We start from the raw sequence: 16,580 nt of genomic DNA, 5'->3' as shown, positions 1-16,580 counted from the left end.
TTGCATGTGTTAAGCACGCCGCCAGCGTTCGTCCTGAGCCAGGATCAAACTCTCCAAACAATGTCTGGAAACAATCCCAACAAAAATCCATCAAGTACAAATGACTTGACGAGGTGTTGCATGAAAATCATGCACTGGCTTTTAACACACTGTTGAGTTCTCAAGAAACGGACGCGTACATCCGCACCGGAACCACTTGCGTGATCCCCGCTCGGAGGCGTTCACTCCGTTCGTTCTTCCGTTGTGTCTTAATTCTTTCAGCCGTTCAAGTCTCTGTCAAATTGACCGGACTCGCTCGACCTGCGGGAATTAAGCTCTGCCCCCTTTCGGAGACAACCCCTCTAACTTACCAGCCGCTCGGCCGTTCTGCGAATCGATCTCCGGACCGGCGCGTCAGACGGGTTTGCCGACAAGCGTGACACAACAGACCAAAGTCACCTGAGTGAGAGAGGAGGGTTGCGCCGCACCGCGTCGGCTCCTAAAGATTAGCAGCGCTTCCGAGCCCTCGTGCCGCTTCGCCGTCTTCTCCGGCAACAGAACGATCACGACCGAACATAGACTCCCCACGTGAGCAGCAACACGCCGCCAGTGGCGAAGAAGGTTCCCACGAAGCGCATCCATCACGGCGACACCGTCATCGACGAGTACGCCTGGCTGAGCAACAAGGAAGATCCCGACACGACCGCCTATCTGGAGGCGGAGAACGATTTTCTCAAACAGCAGACCGCTCACCTCTCCGACCTCCAGGAGCAGGTGTTCCAGGAGATCAAGGGCCGCACCCAGGAGACCGACCTGTCGGTGCCGAGCCGCAAGGGCGCGTGGTGGTACTTCTCGCGCACCGAGGAGGGCAAGCAGTACGCGGTCTCCTGCCGGGTCCCGGCCGACAGCGACGCGCCCCCGGAGATCACCCCGGGCGAGCGGCTCGATCGCGAGCAGGTGATCCTCGACGGCAACGAGCTGGCCGGCGACAGCCCGTTCTTCTCGGTCGGCGCCAGCTCCGTCAGCCCCGACGGCACGATGCTGGCCTTCTCCACCGACTACAAGGGCGACGAGCGTTTCACGCTCAAGTTCAAGAACCTGACGACCGGTGAGGTCCTCCCCGACGAGATCACCGACATCTTCTATGGGGGCGCCTGGTCGGCCGACGGGTCGACGTTCTTCTACACGCGGGTGGACGACGCCTGGCGCCCCTTCCAGGTCTACCGGCACGCTCTGGGCACCCAGGAGGACGTGCTCGTCTACGAGGAGTCCGACGAGCGCTACTGGGTCGGCATCGGGCTGACGCGCAGCGAGAAGTACCTGGTGCTGGGCGCGGGCAGCAAGATCACCAGCGAGGTGCGGATCCTCGACGCGAACGACCCCGCGGGCGAGTTCAGGGTGGTCCGCCCGCGGACGACGGGCGTCGAGTACGGCGTCGAGCACGCGGGCGACTTCTTCTACGTGCTGCACAACGAGAACGCCGAGAACTTCGAGCTGGCCACGGCCCCGCTCGACGACCCCGGCACCTGGACGCCGCTCATCGCGCACGGGGAGGACACCAGGCTGCTGGAGATCGACGCGTTCTCCGACCACGCCGTGGTGCACCTGCGCCGCGACGGCCTGACCGGGCTGCGCGTGCTCCCGTACGGCTCGGCCGGCGGCACCTGGCGCGAGCGGGTCGAGGCGTCGGAGCGGAACGCGTACGAGATCGACTTCCCCGAGCCGCTCTACGACGTCGGGCCGGCCGGCAACCCGGAGTTCACGACGACGCGGCTGCGGCTGGCGTACACGAGCATGATCACCCCGCCCAGCGTGTACGACTACGAGCTCGACAGCCACGAGCTGATCCTGCTCAAGCAGCGCCCGGTGCTCGGCGGCTACGACGCGGGCGACTACGAGCAGTTCCGCGAGTGGGCCACGGCCGAGGACGGCACGCGGATCCCGGTGTCGATCGTCAAGCGCAAGGACGCGGCCAAGCCCGCCCCGACCCTCCTGTACGGGTACGGCAGCTACGAGACCTCGATCGACCCCGGTTTCTCGGTCCCGAGGCTGTCGCTGCTCGACCGCGGGTTCGTCTTCGCGATCGCGCACGTGCGCGGCGGCGGTGAGATGGGCCGCCGCTGGTACGAGGAGGGCAAGCTCACCAGGAAGCGCAACACGTTCACCGACTTCGTGGACGCGGCCAGGCACATGAAGGCGTCGGGCTGGAGCGAGCGGATCATCGCGAGGGGCGGCTCCGCGGGCGGCCTGCTGATGGGCGCGGTGACGAACCTGGCTCCCGAGCTGTTCGCGGGCGTGGTGGCCGAGGTGCCGTTCGTGGACGCGCTGAACACGATCCTCGATCCGTCGCTGCCGCTCACCGTCATCGAGTGGGACGAGTGGGGCGATCCCCTGCACAACCCGGACGTGTACGCGTACATGAAGAGCTATTCGCCCTATGAGAACGTTGACGGCGGGCCGTACCCGCCGATCCTGGCGATCACGAGCCTGAACGACACGCGCGTGCTGTACCACGAGCCGGCCAAGTGGATCGCCCGGCTGCGGGCCTCCGCGAGCGGCGGGCCGTTCCTGCTGAAGACGGAGATGGGCGCCGGTCACGGCGGGCGCAGCGGGCGTTACGACGCCTGGCGGGAAGAGGCGTTCGCGCTGTCGTGGATCATCGAAAGGGGCACAGCATGACCTATCAGGCCGACGAGGGGCGTTATGAGCGCCAGCCGTACAACCGCAGCGGGCGCAGCGGACTCAAGCTGCCCGCGGTATCGCTGGGCTTGTGGCACAACTTCGGCGACAACCGGCCGATCGAGAACTCGCGGGCGATCCTGCGCCGCGCGTTCGACCTCGGTGTCACGCACTTCGACCTGGCCAACAACTACGGCGTGCCGTACGGCTCGGCGGAGCGGAACTTCGGCCGGATCTTCAGCGAGGACTTCGCCCCCTACCGGGACGAGCTGATCATCTCCACCAAGGCGGGCTTCGACATGTGGCCGGGCCCGTACGGGGAGTGGGGCTCGCGGAAGTACGTGCTGGCCAGCCTGGACCAGTCGCTGGGGCGCATGGGCCTCGACTACGTGGACATCTTCTACAGCCACCGTCCCGACCCGGAGACGCCGCTGGAGGAGACCATGGGAGCGCTCGACCGGGCCGTGCGCTCGGGCAAGGCCCTTTACGCCGGCATCTCCAACTACTCGGCCGAGCAGACCGCGCAGGCCGCGCGGATCATGCGGGAGCTGGGCACGCCGCTGCTGATCCACCAGCCGTCCTACTCGATGGTCAACCGGTGGGTCGAGGACGGGCTGCTGGACGCGGTGGAGGAGGCGGGCATGGGCTGCATCGCGTTCTCGCCGCTGGCGCAGGGGCTGCTGACCGACCGTTACCTCGACGGCGTTCCCGCCGACTCGCGTGCGGCGACCAGCAGGTTCCTGAACGCCGAGCAGATCGACGTGCAGCTGGCGCGCGACCTCAACGAGATCGCGCGGACCCGGGGGCAGACGCTGGCGCAGATGGCGCTGTCGTGGGTGCTCAGGGACTCGCGGGTGACGAGCGTGCTGATCGGGGCGAGCAGCGTGAAGCAGCTGGAGGACAACGTGGCGTGCGTGGACGGGCCCGCGTTCACGCAGGACGAGCTCCAGGCCATCGACAAGATCACCGGCTCGGCGTAAGCGCGGCGCTGGGCTCAGAGGGCTTCGTGCCGCTGGAGGTAGGTGAAGGAGGCCCAGCCGGGCAGGACCGGGAGCCAGAACGTGAGCAACCGGTACAGCAGCACGGCCGAGGTGGCCAGCTCCTTCGGCACCCCGGCCAGCACCAGGCCGCCCACCAGCGCCAGTTCGACCGCGCCCAGACCACCCGGTGTGGGCGCGGCCGAGCCGATCGCGTTGGCCGTGAGGAAGACGACCGCCACGGCGGTGAAGCTGATCTCGTGGCCGAAGGCGGCGATGCAGGCGTGCAGGCACAGCACGAACATCAGCGTGATCATGAGCGTGCCGACGCACGCCTCGATCATCTTGCGCGGCGACTGCAGCACGTCGAGCAGCCTGGGCAGCACGTTGGAGAACAGCTTGCTCATCCGCGTGGTGAGCAGCCGGCGCAGCGGCGGGATGCCGAGCACCGCCACCACCAGCACGGCGACCGCCAGCATGACCAGGACGAGGCCGCGTGACGGCGTGAACGAGGTCGCGGTGGTGGAGCCGGTGATGTAGGCGAACAGGGCCAGCAGCGAGATGTGGAAGACGAGCATGATGAGCTGCGAGGCGCCCACGCTGGCCACCGCGCTGGCCGGTGGGATGCCGCGCTTCTGCAGGTAGCGCGTGTTGATCGCGACGCCGCCGACGGCGGCGGGCGCGACCAGCTTCACGAACGACGACGCGAACTGCACGAGCACCGTGCGCCAGAGCGGCAGGTGCTCGGGGACGAACCCGCGCAGCATGAACGCGGCGGCCACGAAGCTGGCGAAGGACGCCACCAGGGCGAGTCCCGACCAGGCCCAGTTGGCCGTGGTGACGACCTGGTAGACGTCCACCTGGCTGAGCTGGTAGAGCACGATGTAGGCGGCGATGGCGCTGGCGATGATCGTGATCAGGGTGCGTGGCCGGAACCGTTCGAGGCGGACCTCCTCGACCTTGCTCTGCGGCTTGAGCGCGACGATGTGCTCGCGGATGCCGGGCAGGACGTTCTTGGCCTTCGACAGCGCCGAGCGGGTCTCCCTGGTCAGCGCGATCTGCTGGAGCAGCGGCATGGCGGCGGCCAGCGCGTCGGGGCCCATCACGGCGGACGCGGCGCGCACGGAGCGTTCGGGGCCGACCCGCAGCGCCAGGTAGGTGAGCAGCTGGGCGACGTCGAGCCGCAGGAGCAGGTCTCCGGCGGCGACCTCGCCGCTGCGGGCGTCGGTGAGGATCACCCGGCCCGCCCCGTCGACGTGGATGCTGTCGCCGGTGAGGCGGCGGTGGGCCAGGCGCTGGATCTGCAGCAGCTCGACCTGCTCCCAGATCTGGGCGAGCAGGTCGTCGCCGATCTCCTCGTCGGGGACCTCGTCGAGCGGGCGGGTCTCGATGTGCTCGTAGGCGAGCAGCGCGGCCTCGGTGCCGATCTCGCTGGTGCCGAGCAGGCGGGGGGTGCTGGCGCCGGCCGCCTGGGCCGCGTACGCCATGAGCGCCTCGCGTTCGAGCTCGGCCCGCAGCGACCTGATCGCCCGCCGCCTGGTCTCGGAGTTGAGCCGGAAGCGGCGCCACAGCCGGTAGGGGAGCCCGGCGACCTGCCGGTCGCGGTCGAGCACGGTCACGTCGAGGCTGGAGCCGTCGCGCAGGCCGATGGCGTAGCGGCGGCTGCCCTGGTGGTCGTCCTCGATGCGGCGGGCGGAGACCGGCGAGAACGACAGCTTGCGCAGCGCGGCGACCACGGCGCTGCCGGCCGGTCTGGTGTTGGGGCTGCCGACGCCGTAGAGGGTGGCGTAGCCGATGGCCATGCCGACGAGGACGGTGACGATGGCGCTGGGGATGGTGATCTGGCGGCCGGAGAAGAAGGCCAGGATGTACAGGGCGATCGTGGTCCACATCAGCATGCGCCAGGTGGGGCGGCGGGAGATGCGGACGGCGGTGGCGTAGGCGATGACCGAGGTGAGCAGCGTGTTGAGCGGCTCCATCTCGCGCCCGCCGGTGAGCAGGACGCGCAGGTCGTTGGCGTTGCCCCCGACGAGCCACTGCCCGAGCAGGAACGAGCCGGCCATGCCGACGATGGCGGCGATCAGCCCTTCGGCGACGCGCAGCCCGTCGCGGTGGAAGACCCGCTCGACCGCGAAGGCGGCGGGCACGATGAGGACGGCGGCGCCGCCGAGGAAGGCGGCGATCCTGCTGAGCAGGGGGACGAGCTCCGCGCCCTCCTTGACGTCGGCCTCCAGCCCGATCAGCGTCTGCTTGGCGACCAGCGCGAGCAGGACGACGGCGGCGAGGACGAGGATCGTGGCGATGAAGCGCAGCAGGTCGGAGGGGCGGCGCAGGCGCTGGGGCAGTAGTGGCTCGACGACGTAGACGTCGTTTTCCTGGCGCGACTCAGCCACGGCTGGATCCTCCTCGGTGAGGTCCTCCGTGTTGTCTCGTTCCCTGATATCGGCCACCGAGAGAGATTCTGCCCCTTCCCGTGCCGGACCGTACGATCTCCGCCCCCCAGTGTCGTCGATCGTTCTCCAGTCGTCGCAGGGGGCAGGCTACACGCTGAAGTTCCCACCCTTCATCTCCGATTTCCCGGCGCTCCCCTGGGACGTAGGCTGTTTCTCATGTCGGGTGAATTGAGGGTTTTGGGAGCATGTCCGCTTGACTGTCCGGATACCTGCTCCTGGGTGGTCACCGTGGAGGACGGCGCGGCGGTGAAGCTGCGCGGCAACCCCGACCAGCCCTACACCAGGGGCGCGCTGTGCGTGAAGGTCAACCGTTACCTGGAGCACACCAGGGCGGACGACCGCATCCTCCATCCGATGCGCCGGGTCGGGCCGAAGGGCTCGGGGCAGTTCGAGCGGATCACGTGGGAAGAGGCGCTCGACGAGATCTCCGTACGGCTGCGCGGCATCGTCGAGGAACACGGCGGCGAGGCGATCTGGCCGTATCTGGGCACCGGCTCGCTGGGCTACCTGCAAGGGTGCGAAGGCGTGGCGGGGCGGCGGTTCTGGAACATGCTGGGCGCCTCCAAGCACTGGCTCAACATCTGCTCGGCGGCCGGCAACAGCGGGCTGCGCCGGACGAACGGCACCGCGGGCGGCATGGACCCGGAGAACTTCGCGCTGTCGAAGCTCATCCTGCTCTGGGGCACCAACACCCTGACCACCGGGCACCACCTGTGGAAGTTCATCCAGGACGCGCGGGCGGACGGCGCTCACGTCGTCGCCATCGACCCGATCCGCACCAGGACCGCCGACCAGGCCGACGAGCACCTCGCGATCAGGCCGGGCACGGACGGGGCGCTCGCGCTCGGGCTGCTCAACGTCGTGCTGGCCGAGAACGCGCAGGACGAGGAGTATCTCGCCGAGCACACCGAGGGCTGGGCCGAGTTCCGCGAGGAGATCCTGCGCTACCCGGTCGAGCGGGTGGCCGAGATCACGGGGATCCCGGCCGAGGCCGTCCACAGGCTGGGGATGAGGCTCGCCCACACGCGCCCGACCGCGCTGCGCGCCACGCACGGCCTGCAGCGGCACGCCGGCGGCGGCGCGGCGCTGCGCACGATCGCCGCCATCCCCGGCGTCACCGGCGACTGGCGCCACCCCGGCGGCGGCCTCGCCTTCTCCACCAGCGACCACGTGCACCTCGACATCGACCGGCGGGACGACCTGCTGGCCAAGCCCGTGCGCACGCTGGTGATGACCAAGCTGGCCTCCCAGCTGGAGTCGGTGAAGTGCCTGTGGGTGTACGCGGCCAACCCGGCCGGCTCCTCCCCCGACGCCAACGCGATCAGGCGCGGCCTGGCCCGCGAGGACCTGTTCACGGTGGTCATGGAACACTTCCCGACCGACACCGTGGACTACGCCGACATCGTGCTGCCCGCGACCATGCAGACCGAGCACCACGACCTGCACGCCGGATACGGGCACATGTACCTGCTGTGGAACGAGCAGGCCGTGCCGCCCCCGGGCGAGTGCCTGTCCACCACGGAGACGTTCCGGCGACTGGCGGCGCACATGGGGATGACCGAGCCGTCGCTGTTCGACTCGGACCTGGAGCTGGCCGAGCAGCTGCTGTCCAGCGGGCATCCGTCGCTTGAGGGCATCACCCTGGACAGGCTACGCAAGGAGGGCTGGATGCGGATGAGCTACCCGCGGCCCTTCACGCCGTTCGCCGAGGGCTTCCCGACGCCGTCGGGGCGGCTGCGCTTCCCGCCCCCGGACCAGGCGTACGTGCCGTCGCACACGGCCGCCGCGGCGGGCGGCTCGCCGTACCCGCTGACGCTGATCACGCCGGCCTCGCACACGTTCCTCAACACGACCTTCGGCAACAACCCCGAGCTGCGCCGGCGGGCCAAGGACCCCGTGGTGCTGGTCAACCCGGCCGACGCGGCGGCCCGCGGGCTGGCGGACGGCCGGCGCGTGCGCGTGCACAACGACGGCGGCGAGTTCCTGGCCGACGTGGAGGTCAGCGACCGGGTGGCGGCCGGGGTGGTGGCCTCGCGGAAGGGGCACTGGCCCAAGCTCAGCCCCGGCGGCGCGGGCCCCAACGCGGTCGTGGCCGAGCGGGACGGCGACATGGGCAGGGGGCCGGCCTTCCACGACAACCTGGTGGAGATCACCCCAGTGTGAGCTTGTATCCCTCGTGGGAGGCGGTGAAGCCGAGCGAGTCGTAGAAGCGGTGCGCGCCCGTACGGGACTTGTCGGAGGTGAGCTGCACCACCGCGCAGCCGCGCGCCCGCGCCCGGTCGATCGCCCACGTGATCATCTCGCGGCCGAGCCCCTGGCCGCGGGTGGAGGCGGCGACCCTGACGGCCTCGATCTGGCACCGCTCGGCGCCCAGCCGAGACAGCCCGGCCAGGTAGGTGAGCTGCATCGTCCCCACCACCTTGCCGTCCCGCTCGGCCACGATGAGCTCGTCGTGGGGGTTGGCGTCGATCCGGTCGAACGCGGCGAGATAGCGCTCGTCGTTCGGGTCGCCCTCGCGCGCGGCGCCGAGGTGGTCGTCGGCCAGCATCGCCACGACGGCGGGCACGTCCTGCCTGCGGGCCTGGCGGAAGACGAGGTTCAGCACGTAGTGGGACTCCATCAGCGCGGGGTTGGACGGCAGGGCCATGATCTCACCGCTGGGGGTGAAGCCCTTGCGGGTGTAGAGGGCTCTGGCGGCGTGGTTCTCGTCCACGGCCCACAGGCCGATCCGCCCGGCTCCCGTGCCCCTGGCCCACTCCACGGCCTCGTCCACGAGCCGGGAGCCCACGCCGGCGCCTCTGGCCTCGGGGGCGACCCACATGGACAGCAGGTGCGCGCCCTGCTCCTCCAGCAGCACGCACACGAGGCCGACGTCCTGGCCGGCGCGGGTGGCCACCCACCAGCGCGACTCCGGGTTCGCCAGTCGTTCCGTCCAGGTCTCGGGCTCGAACGCGAGCTCTCGGTCGTACGAGGAGCCGAACGCGTCCGGTGAGTCGCGCAGCGCGCGTAGCCGCACCTCGCGTAGCCGGGGCCCTTCGGCGGGGCCGAGCCGCACAATGTCGATGTCCTGCATGTCGGAAATCATGTCAGGGACAGCTCAGGGTCCGTCCCCGATGCCCCCAGGGTAGGACAAAAGGCAGCATTGCTGACATGAACGAAATCAGTCGACGCGATGAGGTATCGCTCTCCGGCGCCGCTCTGCGTGGCGCTCCTTGGAAGGCCGCCGCGGTCGGCGGCGGCGTCGCGGCCGCGGCCGGCTTCGGCGTGAGCCTGCTCACCGAGGGCGGCGACCCGGTGTGGGCGCTGGGGCTGGGCATCAGCCTGTTCGCCCTGATCGCCGCCATCGGCGCGGTGTCCAAGCCGGAGGTGGGCGACCGGGTCACCCGCCAGGCCCGGCTCTGGTCGCTGCAGCATCCGTGGCGCTTCTCGCTCCTGCCCGCCGCCATCGTGGCCGTGCTCGACTACCCGGTGCAGCTCGTCCTGGACGGCGACGGGGTCTTCGGCTCGGCCTGGGACGCCGCGTGGCACGGCGCGCTCGTCTACCTGATCTCCGCCGTCCTGACGCTCACGATGCAGGGACGCGCGCGATCGAGCCGGTGAGCCCCGGCTCAGCCGGCGGTGGCCTCCCGCTCCGCCTGGCTCCTGCAGACGCAGAACTCGTTGCCCTCGGGGTCGAGCATGGTGACCCAGCCGGTGCCGTCCGGCTTGCGCAGGTCGTCGAAGATCGTCGCGCCCATCTCGACCAGCCGCTCGACCTCCTGGTCACGAGTCCTGCCCTCGGTCGCGTTGACGTCGAGGTGCAGCCGGTTCTTGACCGTCTTGCCCTCGGGGACGCGGATGAACAGCACGAACGGGTCCTGCTTCGTGCGCAGCATGATTTCGTCGTCGCCGGGCTTGTCGCCCTCGCCCAGAGGCAGCCCGGTGGCCTTGCTCCACCAGGTGGCGATCTCGTACGGGTCGTGGGCGTCGATGGTGACGGCATGAATTTCGATCACGCCGTCACCCAACCCGACACCACCGAAGACGTCAAGCCAGTGTTCGCAGGCCGATGACCCCGGCCAGGATCAGGGCGATGGAGACGAGCCGGGGCCACGACACCTCGTCGCCCATGGCGATCATGCCCAGGATCGCGGTGCCCGCCGCGCCGACGCCGGTCCAGACCGCGTAGGCGGTGCCGACCTCCAGCGTCCTGAGCGCGTACGAGAGCAGGCCGAAGCTGAGCACGGCGGTGAGCAGGAACGACAGCGTCCACCACAGATGGGTGAAGCCGCTGCTGAGCTTGAGTGACAGGGCCATGGCGACCTCGAAGACGCCGGCCAGCACCAGGATGATCCACGCCATGATGACGAACTCCTCCGGAACGAGACTGACTCGGTGCGTCGTCTTCGCTTTCCGGGTACGGCGCGTCTCGTCCGGGAGCCGATCGCGGCTCATCTAGGCCAACGGCGCCCGCGCGGGGGTCATTCCCACCAGATCGTGACCCAGCGGTCGCGCGGCAACGGCCACATGCCCAGCTCGGCCGCCGTCTGACCCACCTCCTCGGCCCTGGACGGATCGAGGCAGACCCGTCTGACAGCGCTGGCTGCCAGCTCGTCAAGTGAGCTGAAACGTTCCAGCGGAGCCTCCCTCTCCTCCACCCGCACCGCGAACCCGAGCGCGGCCACCAGCGCCACGCAGTCTTCCGCGATGGGCCGCACGGGCCGGTCGACGCCGTGGAAGTGCTGCCAGAGCGGCGTCATCCAGCTCATGGGGTGGCGGTGCGGCAGCTCCAGCACCACCCGCCCGTGGGTGCGGGCGTCGAGCGCGCGCAGGAAGCCGGCCAGGTCGGGCACGTTGTAGACCACGTGCGCGGCCACCGTGACGTCGGCCGTCGGCACCTGGTCGGCGACGTCCGGCCAGCGGCCGTGGACCGTCGTGACGGGCACGCCCAGCTTCTCCGCCCTGGCCGCCAGCCCCTCCAGCATGGAGGCGGAGCTGTCGACCGCGTAGAGGTGGCCGATGCGCTTGTGCAGCGGCAGCGAGGCGGCGCCGGGCCCCGATCCCACGTCGAGCAGGGTGCCGTGGTCGGGCAGGGCCTCGGACAGGCGCGTCATGGTGGGGCCGTCGTCGGGCTCGGCCAGCGCCCTGTCGGTACGGGTGCCGAACCTCTCAGGCGAATGACTCCACGGGTCCACCGGAGCCTTGGCCAGGATCTCGTCCGGAATCGCCCAGGATTCGAGTCGCTCTCGCCACCTGGCGGCGAGTTCTTCGGCGTCCATGGAGACGAGCATGCCATGCATGGCGCGGGTTACCCGCGGGTAGCATTTCAGAGTAAGGTTACCCGCCAGTACAGATGTCTCGGTTCAAGGAGATCGACGCCCATGGGCCACTACAAGAGCAACCTGCGTGACCTGGAATTCAACCTCTTCGAGGTCTTCGGGAGAAGCGAGATCCTCGGCACGGGGCCGTTCGCGGAAGTGGACGAGGACGTCGCCCGCAGCGTCCTGGACGAGATGAACCGCCTGGCGACCGGCGTGCTGGCCGACTCCTTCGAGGAGGGCGACCGGCACCCGCCCGTGTTCGACCCGGCCACCGCGTCCGTGACCGTTCCCCCCGGCTTCAAGAAGTCGTACCAGGCGCTGATCGACGGCGGCTGGGCGCACCAGGACCTGCCCGCCGACCTGGGCGGCCCCGGCATCCCCAGGACGCTCGCGTGGGCCACCGCCGAGATGGTGCTGGGCGCCAACCCCGCGCTCTACATGTACGCGGCCGGCCCCAACTTCGCCTACACGCTGTGGCAGGTGGGCACGCCCGAGCAGAAGCGCTTCGCCGAACTGGCCATCGAGCGCAACTGGGGCGCCACCATGGTGCTCACCGAGCCGGACGCCGGCTCCGACGTGGGCGCCGGGCGCGCGAAGGCGGTGCGGCAGCCCGACGGCACCTGGCACATCGAGGGCGTCAAACGCTTCATCACCAGCGGCGAGCACGACCTGACGGAGAACATCTTCCACCTCGTGCTGGCCCGCCCCGAGGGCCACGGCCCCGGCACCAAGGGCCTGTCGATGTTCCTGGTGCCGAAGTACCACGTGGACCTGGAGACCGGCGAGCTGGGCGAGCGCAACGGCGTCTACGTCACCAACGTCGAGAAGAAGATGGGCCTGAAGGTCTCCACGACCTGCGAGCTGACCTTCGGCGACAGGCACCCGGCCGTCGGCTGGCTGGTCGGCGAGGTGCACGAGGGCATCAAGCAGATGTTCATGGTGATCGAGCACGCCCGCATGATGGTCGGCACCAAGGCCATCGCCACGCTGTCCACCGGCTACCTGAACGCCCTGGAGTACGCCAAGTCCCGCAAGCAGGGCGCCGACCTGGCCAAGATGGCCGACAAGAGCTCGCCCAGGGTGACCATCACCCACCACCCGGACGTGCGGCGCGAGCTCATGCTGCAGAAGACGTACGCGGAGGGCATGCGCGCCCTGGTGCTCTACACGGCCACGTACCAGGACACGCTGCTCATCGACCCCGCCGACCGGCACGCCCACGCGATGAACGACCTGCTGCTGCCCATCGTCAAGGGCGTGGGCTCCGAGCGGTCGTACGAGCTGCTCTCCCGCTCCCTGCAGACCCTGGGCGGCTCCGGCTATCTGCAGGACTACCCGATCGAGCAGTACATCCGCGACGCCAAGATCGACTCCTTGTACGAGGGCACGACCGCGATCCAGGGTCAGGACCTGTTCTTCAGGAAGATCCTGCGCAACCAGGGCGCGGCGGTGGGCGCGCTGCTGAGCGAGATCACCGAGTTCGCCGGCTCCGACGCGGGCAACGGCCGGCTCAAGGAGGAGCGCAAGCTGCTCCTCGAGGCCGCCGCCGAGGTCAAGGCGATGGGCGACACCATGGCGGGCTGGGCGCTCGGCTCGCTGGACAAGCCCGAGGAGATCTACAAGGTCGGCCTGAACACCACCCGGCTGCTGCTCGCGCTGGGCGACCTGATCATCGGCTGGCTGCTGCTGCGTCAGGCCGAGGTGGCGCTGGCCAGGCTGGCCGAGGGCGAGGACCCCTTCTACCTCGGCAAGGTCGCGGGCGCGTCCTTCTTCGCCAAGACCGTGCTGCCCCGGCTGTCCGCCGAGCGGCGCGTGCTCGACTCCACCGGGCAGGAGCTCATGGAGCTGCCGGAAGAGGCCTTCTAGGCCCCCTCCCGTCCCAGGAACGCCCGCACCTCCGTGCGGGCGTTCTGTCGTCGGGGACACAGCCCGCCGGCCCGCCGGGCGAGTAGGTTCCCCGGCATGAGCTCATCCCCGCACGACGATCACCAACCGGCCGCCCTGCCGCCGCCGCGGGTCGAAGAGGTGTCGGACGGCGTGTACGCCTACGTGCAGCCCGACGGCAGCTGGTGGATCAACAACACCGGGTTCCTGGCCGGGCGGCGCGGCGTCGTCGTCATCGACGCCTGCTCCACCGAGCGCCGCACCAGGGCCTTTCGCGAAGCGATCGGCAAGGTCAGCGACCGGCCGATCACCACGCTGGTCAACACCCACCACCACGGCGACCACACGTTCGGCAACTGGCTCTTCCCCGAGGCCACGATCGTCGGGCACGAGGGCGTGCGTGAGCAGATCATCGCCGACGGGATGCCCGCCTACCGCGCCGCCTGGTCGCCCGAGGTGGAGTGGGGCAGGCTCGAACTCGCGCCGCCGTTCCTCACCTTCACCGACCGGATCACGCTGCACTCCGACGACCTGCGCTGCGAGGTCAGGCACGTGGGGCACGCGGCGCACACCACCAACGACTCCTACGTGTGGATCCCCGAGCGGCGGCTGCTGTTCTCGGGCGACCTGGTCTTCAACGGCGGGACGCCGTTCGTGCTCATGGGTTCGGTCGCCGGGACGCTCCAGGCGCTCGAACAGCTCAGTGAGCTGGGGGCCGAGACGGTCGTGCCGGGGCACGGGGAGGTGTGCGGGCCGGAGGCGTACGAGCCCGTGGCGGCCTATCTGCGCTTCGTCCAGGAGACGGCCAGGCGCGGGCGCCAGGCGGGGCTGACGCCGCTGGAGGCGGCCAGGGAGAGCGATCTGGGCGAATGGGCGGGGCTGCTCGACTCCGAGCGGATCGTGGGCAACCTGCACCGCGCCTACGCCGAACTCGACGGACAGCCTCTCGGCGCCCCGATCGACGTGGTCACGGCCGTGCTCGACATGATCACCTACAACGGCGGCCGGCCACTGTCTTGTCTCGCCTGACGACTGGAGGGTGTGATCGGCTATAGCCGGGTATGACCGTGGCTGTACTCGCCGTTTGCCTGGAGGTCGTCATGGGGGTCGGGGTCAGCATCTTCTTCCTCACGCTTGGCGCCATCCTGAAATTCGCCATCGAGCCCGACGTGTTCGGTGAGTCCGTCCACATGGACATCATCGGCGTGATCTTCATGATCGTCGGTGGCGTGGGCGTGGTGCTGAGCATCGTGCTGGCTCCCCGGCGGGGCCAGACGTCCGACGGCAGGCTGATGCACCGCGAGAACAACCCGCCGGACCTCTGACGGGGCTTTGCCCGGCGAGAGGCCCGGGTGCGGGTCAGACGCTCATCTGCACGGCCGCGCGGCCGGCCACGATCGGCTTGATGTGCTCGGCGATCACGGCCTGGTGGCCGGGGTCGTCGCGGTAGACGAGGTAGTCGTCCACGTTGTCGAAGTCCGCCACCACGGCGAAGTCCCACGTGCCCTGGTTGACACCCACGTCGGCGCCGGCCGTGTAGGAGCGCAGCTGGGGGATCTGGCCGGGCAGTTTGCCCAGCTCGGTGACCACCCTGGCCTTCTGCTCGTCGGTCGCTTCTTCGGTCCAGGTGAACAGCACGATGTGGCGAATCATGAAAGCCACTTTAACCGTGTATCAAATCCGGGTCCCGGCCGCTCTGACGTGTTCGGGGTGCGGGCGTCCCCACCGTACGGCGATCGCCGGGAGAGGGGTCCTCCCGGCGATCGCCGTACCGGTCTCGCGGCCTGTTGGGGGTTCAGCTCCAGGCGAGCATGCGGACGGGGTCCTCCAGCATCGCGCCGACGTCGCGCAGGAACATCGAGCCGAGCTCGCCGTCCACGATCCGGTGGTCGAACGAGAGCGACAGGGTCGCCACCTTGCGCACCGCCAGCGCGCCGTCCACCACCCACGGCATGTCCCTGACCTGACCGACGGCGAGGATGGCCGATTCGCCGGGGTTGATGATCGGGGTGCCGCCGTCCACGCCGAACACGCCGACGTTGGAGATGGTGATGGTGCCGCCGGACATCTCCGCCGGCTGCGTACGGCCCGCCCTGGCCGTCTCCGCCAGCCGGGCCAGCTCCCTGGCCAGGTCGGGGAGCGACAGCTCGTGGGCGTTCTTGACGTTGGGCACCACCAGGCCGCGCGGGGTGGCGGCGGCGATGCCCAGGTTGACGTAGTGCTTGACCACGATCTCCTGGGTCTCCTCGTCCCAGGAGGAGTTGATCATCGGGTGGCGGCGCGCCGCCGTGAGCACGGCCCTGGCCACCAGGAGCAGCGGGGAGACCTTGACCTCGGCGAACTCCGCCATCGTCCGCAGCCGCTGGACCGCCTCCATGGTGAGCGTCATGTCCACCTGGAGGAACTCGGTGACGTGCGGGGCGGTGAAGGCGCTGGTGACCATGGCGCGGGCGGTCATCTTGCGGACGCCCTTGACGGGGACGCGCTCCTCGCGCTGCTCCCCAACGGGCCTCTGCCCGGGCACTTGAACGGGCGCCTGAACGGGCGCCGCCGGCTCCTCGGCACTGGCCGCCGCCTGGATGTCGTCCCTGGTGATCGAGCCCTGCGGGCCCGTGCCGGTGACGGCGGTCAGGTCGACGCCCAGGTCCTTGGCCAGCTTGCGTACCGGAGGCTTGGCCAGCACGGCGACCCGGGCGGGCGTCGGGGCGGCCGGGGCCGCCTGAGGGGCGGGCTGAGGAGCCGTCTGAGGGTCGGGCTGAGAGGGCTGGGCCGGTGGGGTGTCCAGCTCCACCCTGGACGGGTTGGCGACCGGGTTGGCGGGGATGCCCTTGCGCGGGCGGCGCTTGGTGGTGCCGGTCTTGACGCCGTAGCCGACCAGGACCGCCTGGCGCTCCTCCTTGGGGGCGGGGCTGCCGTGCGCGCCCGGCTCGACCGCGCCCTCGGCGGGCGGCTTCGGCACCAGGTCGTCGGCCAGCGCCTCGACCGCGCTCCTGGCCGGGGCTCCCGCACCCGTGACGGCCTTCGGCGGCGCGGCGGTCGTCTCCCCCGGGCCGCCGGCGCCGGGCTCGGACGTCTCCACGGCGATGATCGGGGCGCCCACGTCGACCGTGTCGCCCTCACCCGCCATGAGGTCCGCCACCACGCCGTCCCACGGGATCGGCAGCTCGACGATCGACTTGGCGGTCTCGATCTCGACCACGATCTGGTTGACCTTGACGTCGTCGCCGGCCTTGACGTGCCAGCGGACGATCTCCGCCTCCGTCAGCCCCTCGCCGACGTCGGGCAGCTTGAACTCGCGTCGCATCGAC

14 protein-coding genes, 1 rRNA gene and 1 riboswitch are annotated in these 16,580 nt (G+C 69.8%); of the genes, 7 read left to right on the top strand and 8 right to left on the bottom strand.

From position 1 onward, the window contains the following. Positions 1 to 60, bottom strand: a 16S ribosomal RNA gene (locus tag B0I32_RS21055); the annotation flags it as partial. A gap of 507 nt (positions 61 to 567) precedes the next feature. Between B0I32_RS21055 and B0I32_RS21050 the strand changes: the two genes are divergently transcribed. Then, positions 568 to 2,658, top strand: a complete 2,091-nt coding sequence (locus tag B0I32_RS21050) for a S9 family peptidase (protein ID WP_106241834.1) — start codon at positions 568 to 570, stop codon at positions 2,656 to 2,658. Further along, positions 2,655 to 3,638: an L-glyceraldehyde 3-phosphate reductase gene (gene mgrA / locus B0I32_RS21045; RefSeq protein ID WP_106241832.1), complete on the top strand. Its 984-nt coding sequence runs from the start codon at positions 2,655 to 2,657 to the stop codon at positions 3,636 to 3,638. Before B0I32_RS21050 ends, mgrA begins: the two co-directional genes overlap by 4 nt. Positions 3,639 to 3,652: 14 nt before the next feature. Here the strand turns inward: mgrA and B0I32_RS21040 are convergent, their stop codons facing one another. Next, complete coding sequence (locus B0I32_RS21040; RefSeq protein WP_106241951.1) at positions 3,653 to 6,028, bottom strand: lysylphosphatidylglycerol synthase transmembrane domain-containing protein; 2,376 nt, start codon at positions 6,026 to 6,028, stop codon at positions 3,653 to 3,655. Between the two features lie 216 nt (positions 6,029 to 6,244). On the opposite strand from B0I32_RS21040, the gene B0I32_RS21035 reads away from it, so the two are divergent. Further along, positions 6,245 to 8,251 (top strand): molybdopterin-containing oxidoreductase family protein, encoded by a 2,007-nt coding sequence (locus tag B0I32_RS21035; RefSeq protein ID WP_106241829.1) that lies wholly within the window; start codon positions 6,245 to 6,247, stop codon positions 8,249 to 8,251. Here the strand turns inward: B0I32_RS21035 and B0I32_RS61420 are convergent. After that, positions 8,238 to 9,161: a GNAT family N-acetyltransferase gene (locus B0I32_RS61420; protein WP_181307609.1), complete on the bottom strand. Its 924-nt coding sequence runs from the start codon at positions 9,159 to 9,161 to the stop codon at positions 8,238 to 8,240. The two genes, B0I32_RS21035 and B0I32_RS61420, sit on opposite strands and share 14 nt — an antisense overlap. Before the next feature lie 77 nt (positions 9,162 to 9,238). Here B0I32_RS61420 and B0I32_RS21025 point away from each other — a divergent pair, with 77 nt between their 5' ends. Then, on the top strand, positions 9,239 to 9,688 hold the full coding sequence (locus B0I32_RS21025; RefSeq protein WP_181307606.1) for a hypothetical protein: 450 nt from the start codon (positions 9,239 to 9,241) through the stop codon (positions 9,686 to 9,688). A gap of 8 nt (positions 9,689 to 9,696) precedes the next feature. Here B0I32_RS21025 and B0I32_RS21020 read toward each other — a convergent pair whose 3' ends face one another. From B0I32_RS21020 to B0I32_RS21010, 3 genes are all read right to left on the bottom strand, one after another. Then, on the bottom strand, positions 9,697 to 10,083 hold the full coding sequence (locus B0I32_RS21020; protein ID WP_106241946.1) for a VOC family protein: 387 nt from the start codon (positions 10,081 to 10,083) through the stop codon (positions 9,697 to 9,699). A gap of 31 nt (positions 10,084 to 10,114) precedes the next feature. Next, positions 10,115 to 10,429 (bottom strand): DMT family transporter, encoded by a 315-nt coding sequence (locus B0I32_RS21015; RefSeq protein WP_106241944.1) that lies wholly within the window; start codon positions 10,427 to 10,429, stop codon positions 10,115 to 10,117. Between the two features lie 32 nt (positions 10,430 to 10,461). After that, positions 10,462 to 10,523: riboswitch (guanidine-III (ykkC-III) riboswitch) on the bottom strand. A gap of 25 nt (positions 10,524 to 10,548) precedes the next feature. Next, complete coding sequence (locus B0I32_RS21010) at positions 10,549 to 11,346, bottom strand: class I SAM-dependent methyltransferase (RefSeq protein ID WP_245955936.1); 798 nt, start codon at positions 11,344 to 11,346, stop codon at positions 10,549 to 10,551. A gap of 102 nt (positions 11,347 to 11,448) precedes the next feature. Here B0I32_RS21010 and B0I32_RS21005 point away from each other — a divergent pair, with 102 nt between their 5' ends. From B0I32_RS21005 to B0I32_RS20995, 3 genes are all read left to right on the top strand, one after another. After that, positions 11,449 to 13,254, top strand: a complete 1,806-nt coding sequence (locus tag B0I32_RS21005) for an acyl-CoA dehydrogenase (RefSeq protein ID WP_106241823.1) — start codon at positions 11,449 to 11,451, stop codon at positions 13,252 to 13,254. Between the two features lie 96 nt (positions 13,255 to 13,350). Next, positions 13,351 to 14,301: an MBL fold metallo-hydrolase gene (locus B0I32_RS21000; protein WP_106241821.1), complete on the top strand. Its 951-nt coding sequence runs from the start codon at positions 13,351 to 13,353 to the stop codon at positions 14,299 to 14,301. Between the two features lie 71 nt (positions 14,302 to 14,372). Continuing rightward, entirely contained in the window at positions 14,373 to 14,597 is a 225-nt protein-coding gene (locus B0I32_RS20995; RefSeq protein WP_106241820.1) for a hypothetical protein, read from the top strand. A gap of 34 nt (positions 14,598 to 14,631) precedes the next feature. On the opposite strand, the gene B0I32_RS20990 is transcribed toward B0I32_RS20995, so the two are convergent. Beyond that, positions 14,632 to 14,925 carry a Dabb family protein gene (locus B0I32_RS20990; RefSeq protein WP_106241818.1) on the bottom strand — a complete coding sequence of 98 codons (294 nt, stop codon included), beginning with the start codon at positions 14,923 to 14,925 and terminating at the stop codon, positions 14,632 to 14,634. A 142-nt stretch (positions 14,926 to 15,067) separates the two neighbouring features. Beyond that, positions 15,068 to 16,576, bottom strand: a complete 1,509-nt coding sequence (locus tag B0I32_RS20985; protein WP_181307604.1) for a dihydrolipoamide acetyltransferase family protein — start codon at positions 16,574 to 16,576, stop codon at positions 15,068 to 15,070. Positions 16,577 to 16,580: the final 4 nt, after the last annotated feature.

It is taken from the genome of Nonomuraea fuscirosea, from assembly GCF_003001935.1.
Lineage (GTDB): Bacteria > Actinomycetota > Actinomycetes > Streptosporangiales > Streptosporangiaceae > Nonomuraea > Nonomuraea fuscirosea.
The sequence above is the reverse complement of the archived record's forward strand: the minus strand, read 5'-3'. Positions and strand labels throughout refer to the sequence as shown.

What these genes read in the sequence shown, in the direction of transcription:
- mgrA (WP_106241832.1), top strand. Translation starts at nt 2,655, where the DNA reads ATGACCTATCAGGCCGACGAGGGGCGTTATGAGCGCCAGCCGTACAAC.
- B0I32_RS21035 (WP_106241829.1), top strand. Translation starts at nt 6,245, where the DNA reads ATGTCGGGTGAATTGAGGGTTTTGGGAGCATGTCCGCTTGACTGTCCG.
- B0I32_RS61420 (WP_181307609.1), bottom strand. Translation starts at nt 9,161, where the DNA reads ATGCAGGACATCGACATTGTGCGGCTCGGCCCCGCCGAAGGGCCCCGG.
- B0I32_RS21025 (WP_181307606.1), top strand. Translation starts at nt 9,239, where the DNA reads ATGAACGAAATCAGTCGACGCGATGAGGTATCGCTCTCCGGCGCCGCT.
- B0I32_RS21015 (WP_106241944.1), bottom strand. Translation starts at nt 10,429, where the DNA reads ATGGCGTGGATCATCCTGGTGCTGGCCGGCGTCTTCGAGGTCGCCATG.
- B0I32_RS21010 (WP_245955936.1), bottom strand. Translation starts at nt 11,346, where the DNA reads ATGGACGCCGAAGAACTCGCCGCCAGGTGGCGAGAGCGACTCGAATCC.
- B0I32_RS21005 (WP_106241823.1), top strand. Translation starts at nt 11,449, where the DNA reads ATGGGCCACTACAAGAGCAACCTGCGTGACCTGGAATTCAACCTCTTC.
- B0I32_RS21000 (WP_106241821.1), top strand. Translation starts at nt 13,351, where the DNA reads ATGAGCTCATCCCCGCACGACGATCACCAACCGGCCGCCCTGCCGCCG.
- B0I32_RS20995 (WP_106241820.1), top strand. Translation starts at nt 14,373, where the DNA reads ATGGGGGTCGGGGTCAGCATCTTCTTCCTCACGCTTGGCGCCATCCTG.
- B0I32_RS20990 (WP_106241818.1), bottom strand. Translation starts at nt 14,925, where the DNA reads ATGATTCGCCACATCGTGCTGTTCACCTGGACCGAAGAAGCGACCGAC.
- B0I32_RS20985 (WP_181307604.1), bottom strand. Translation starts at nt 16,576, where the DNA reads ATGCGACGCGAGTTCAAGCTGCCCGACGTCGGCGAGGGGCTGACGGAG.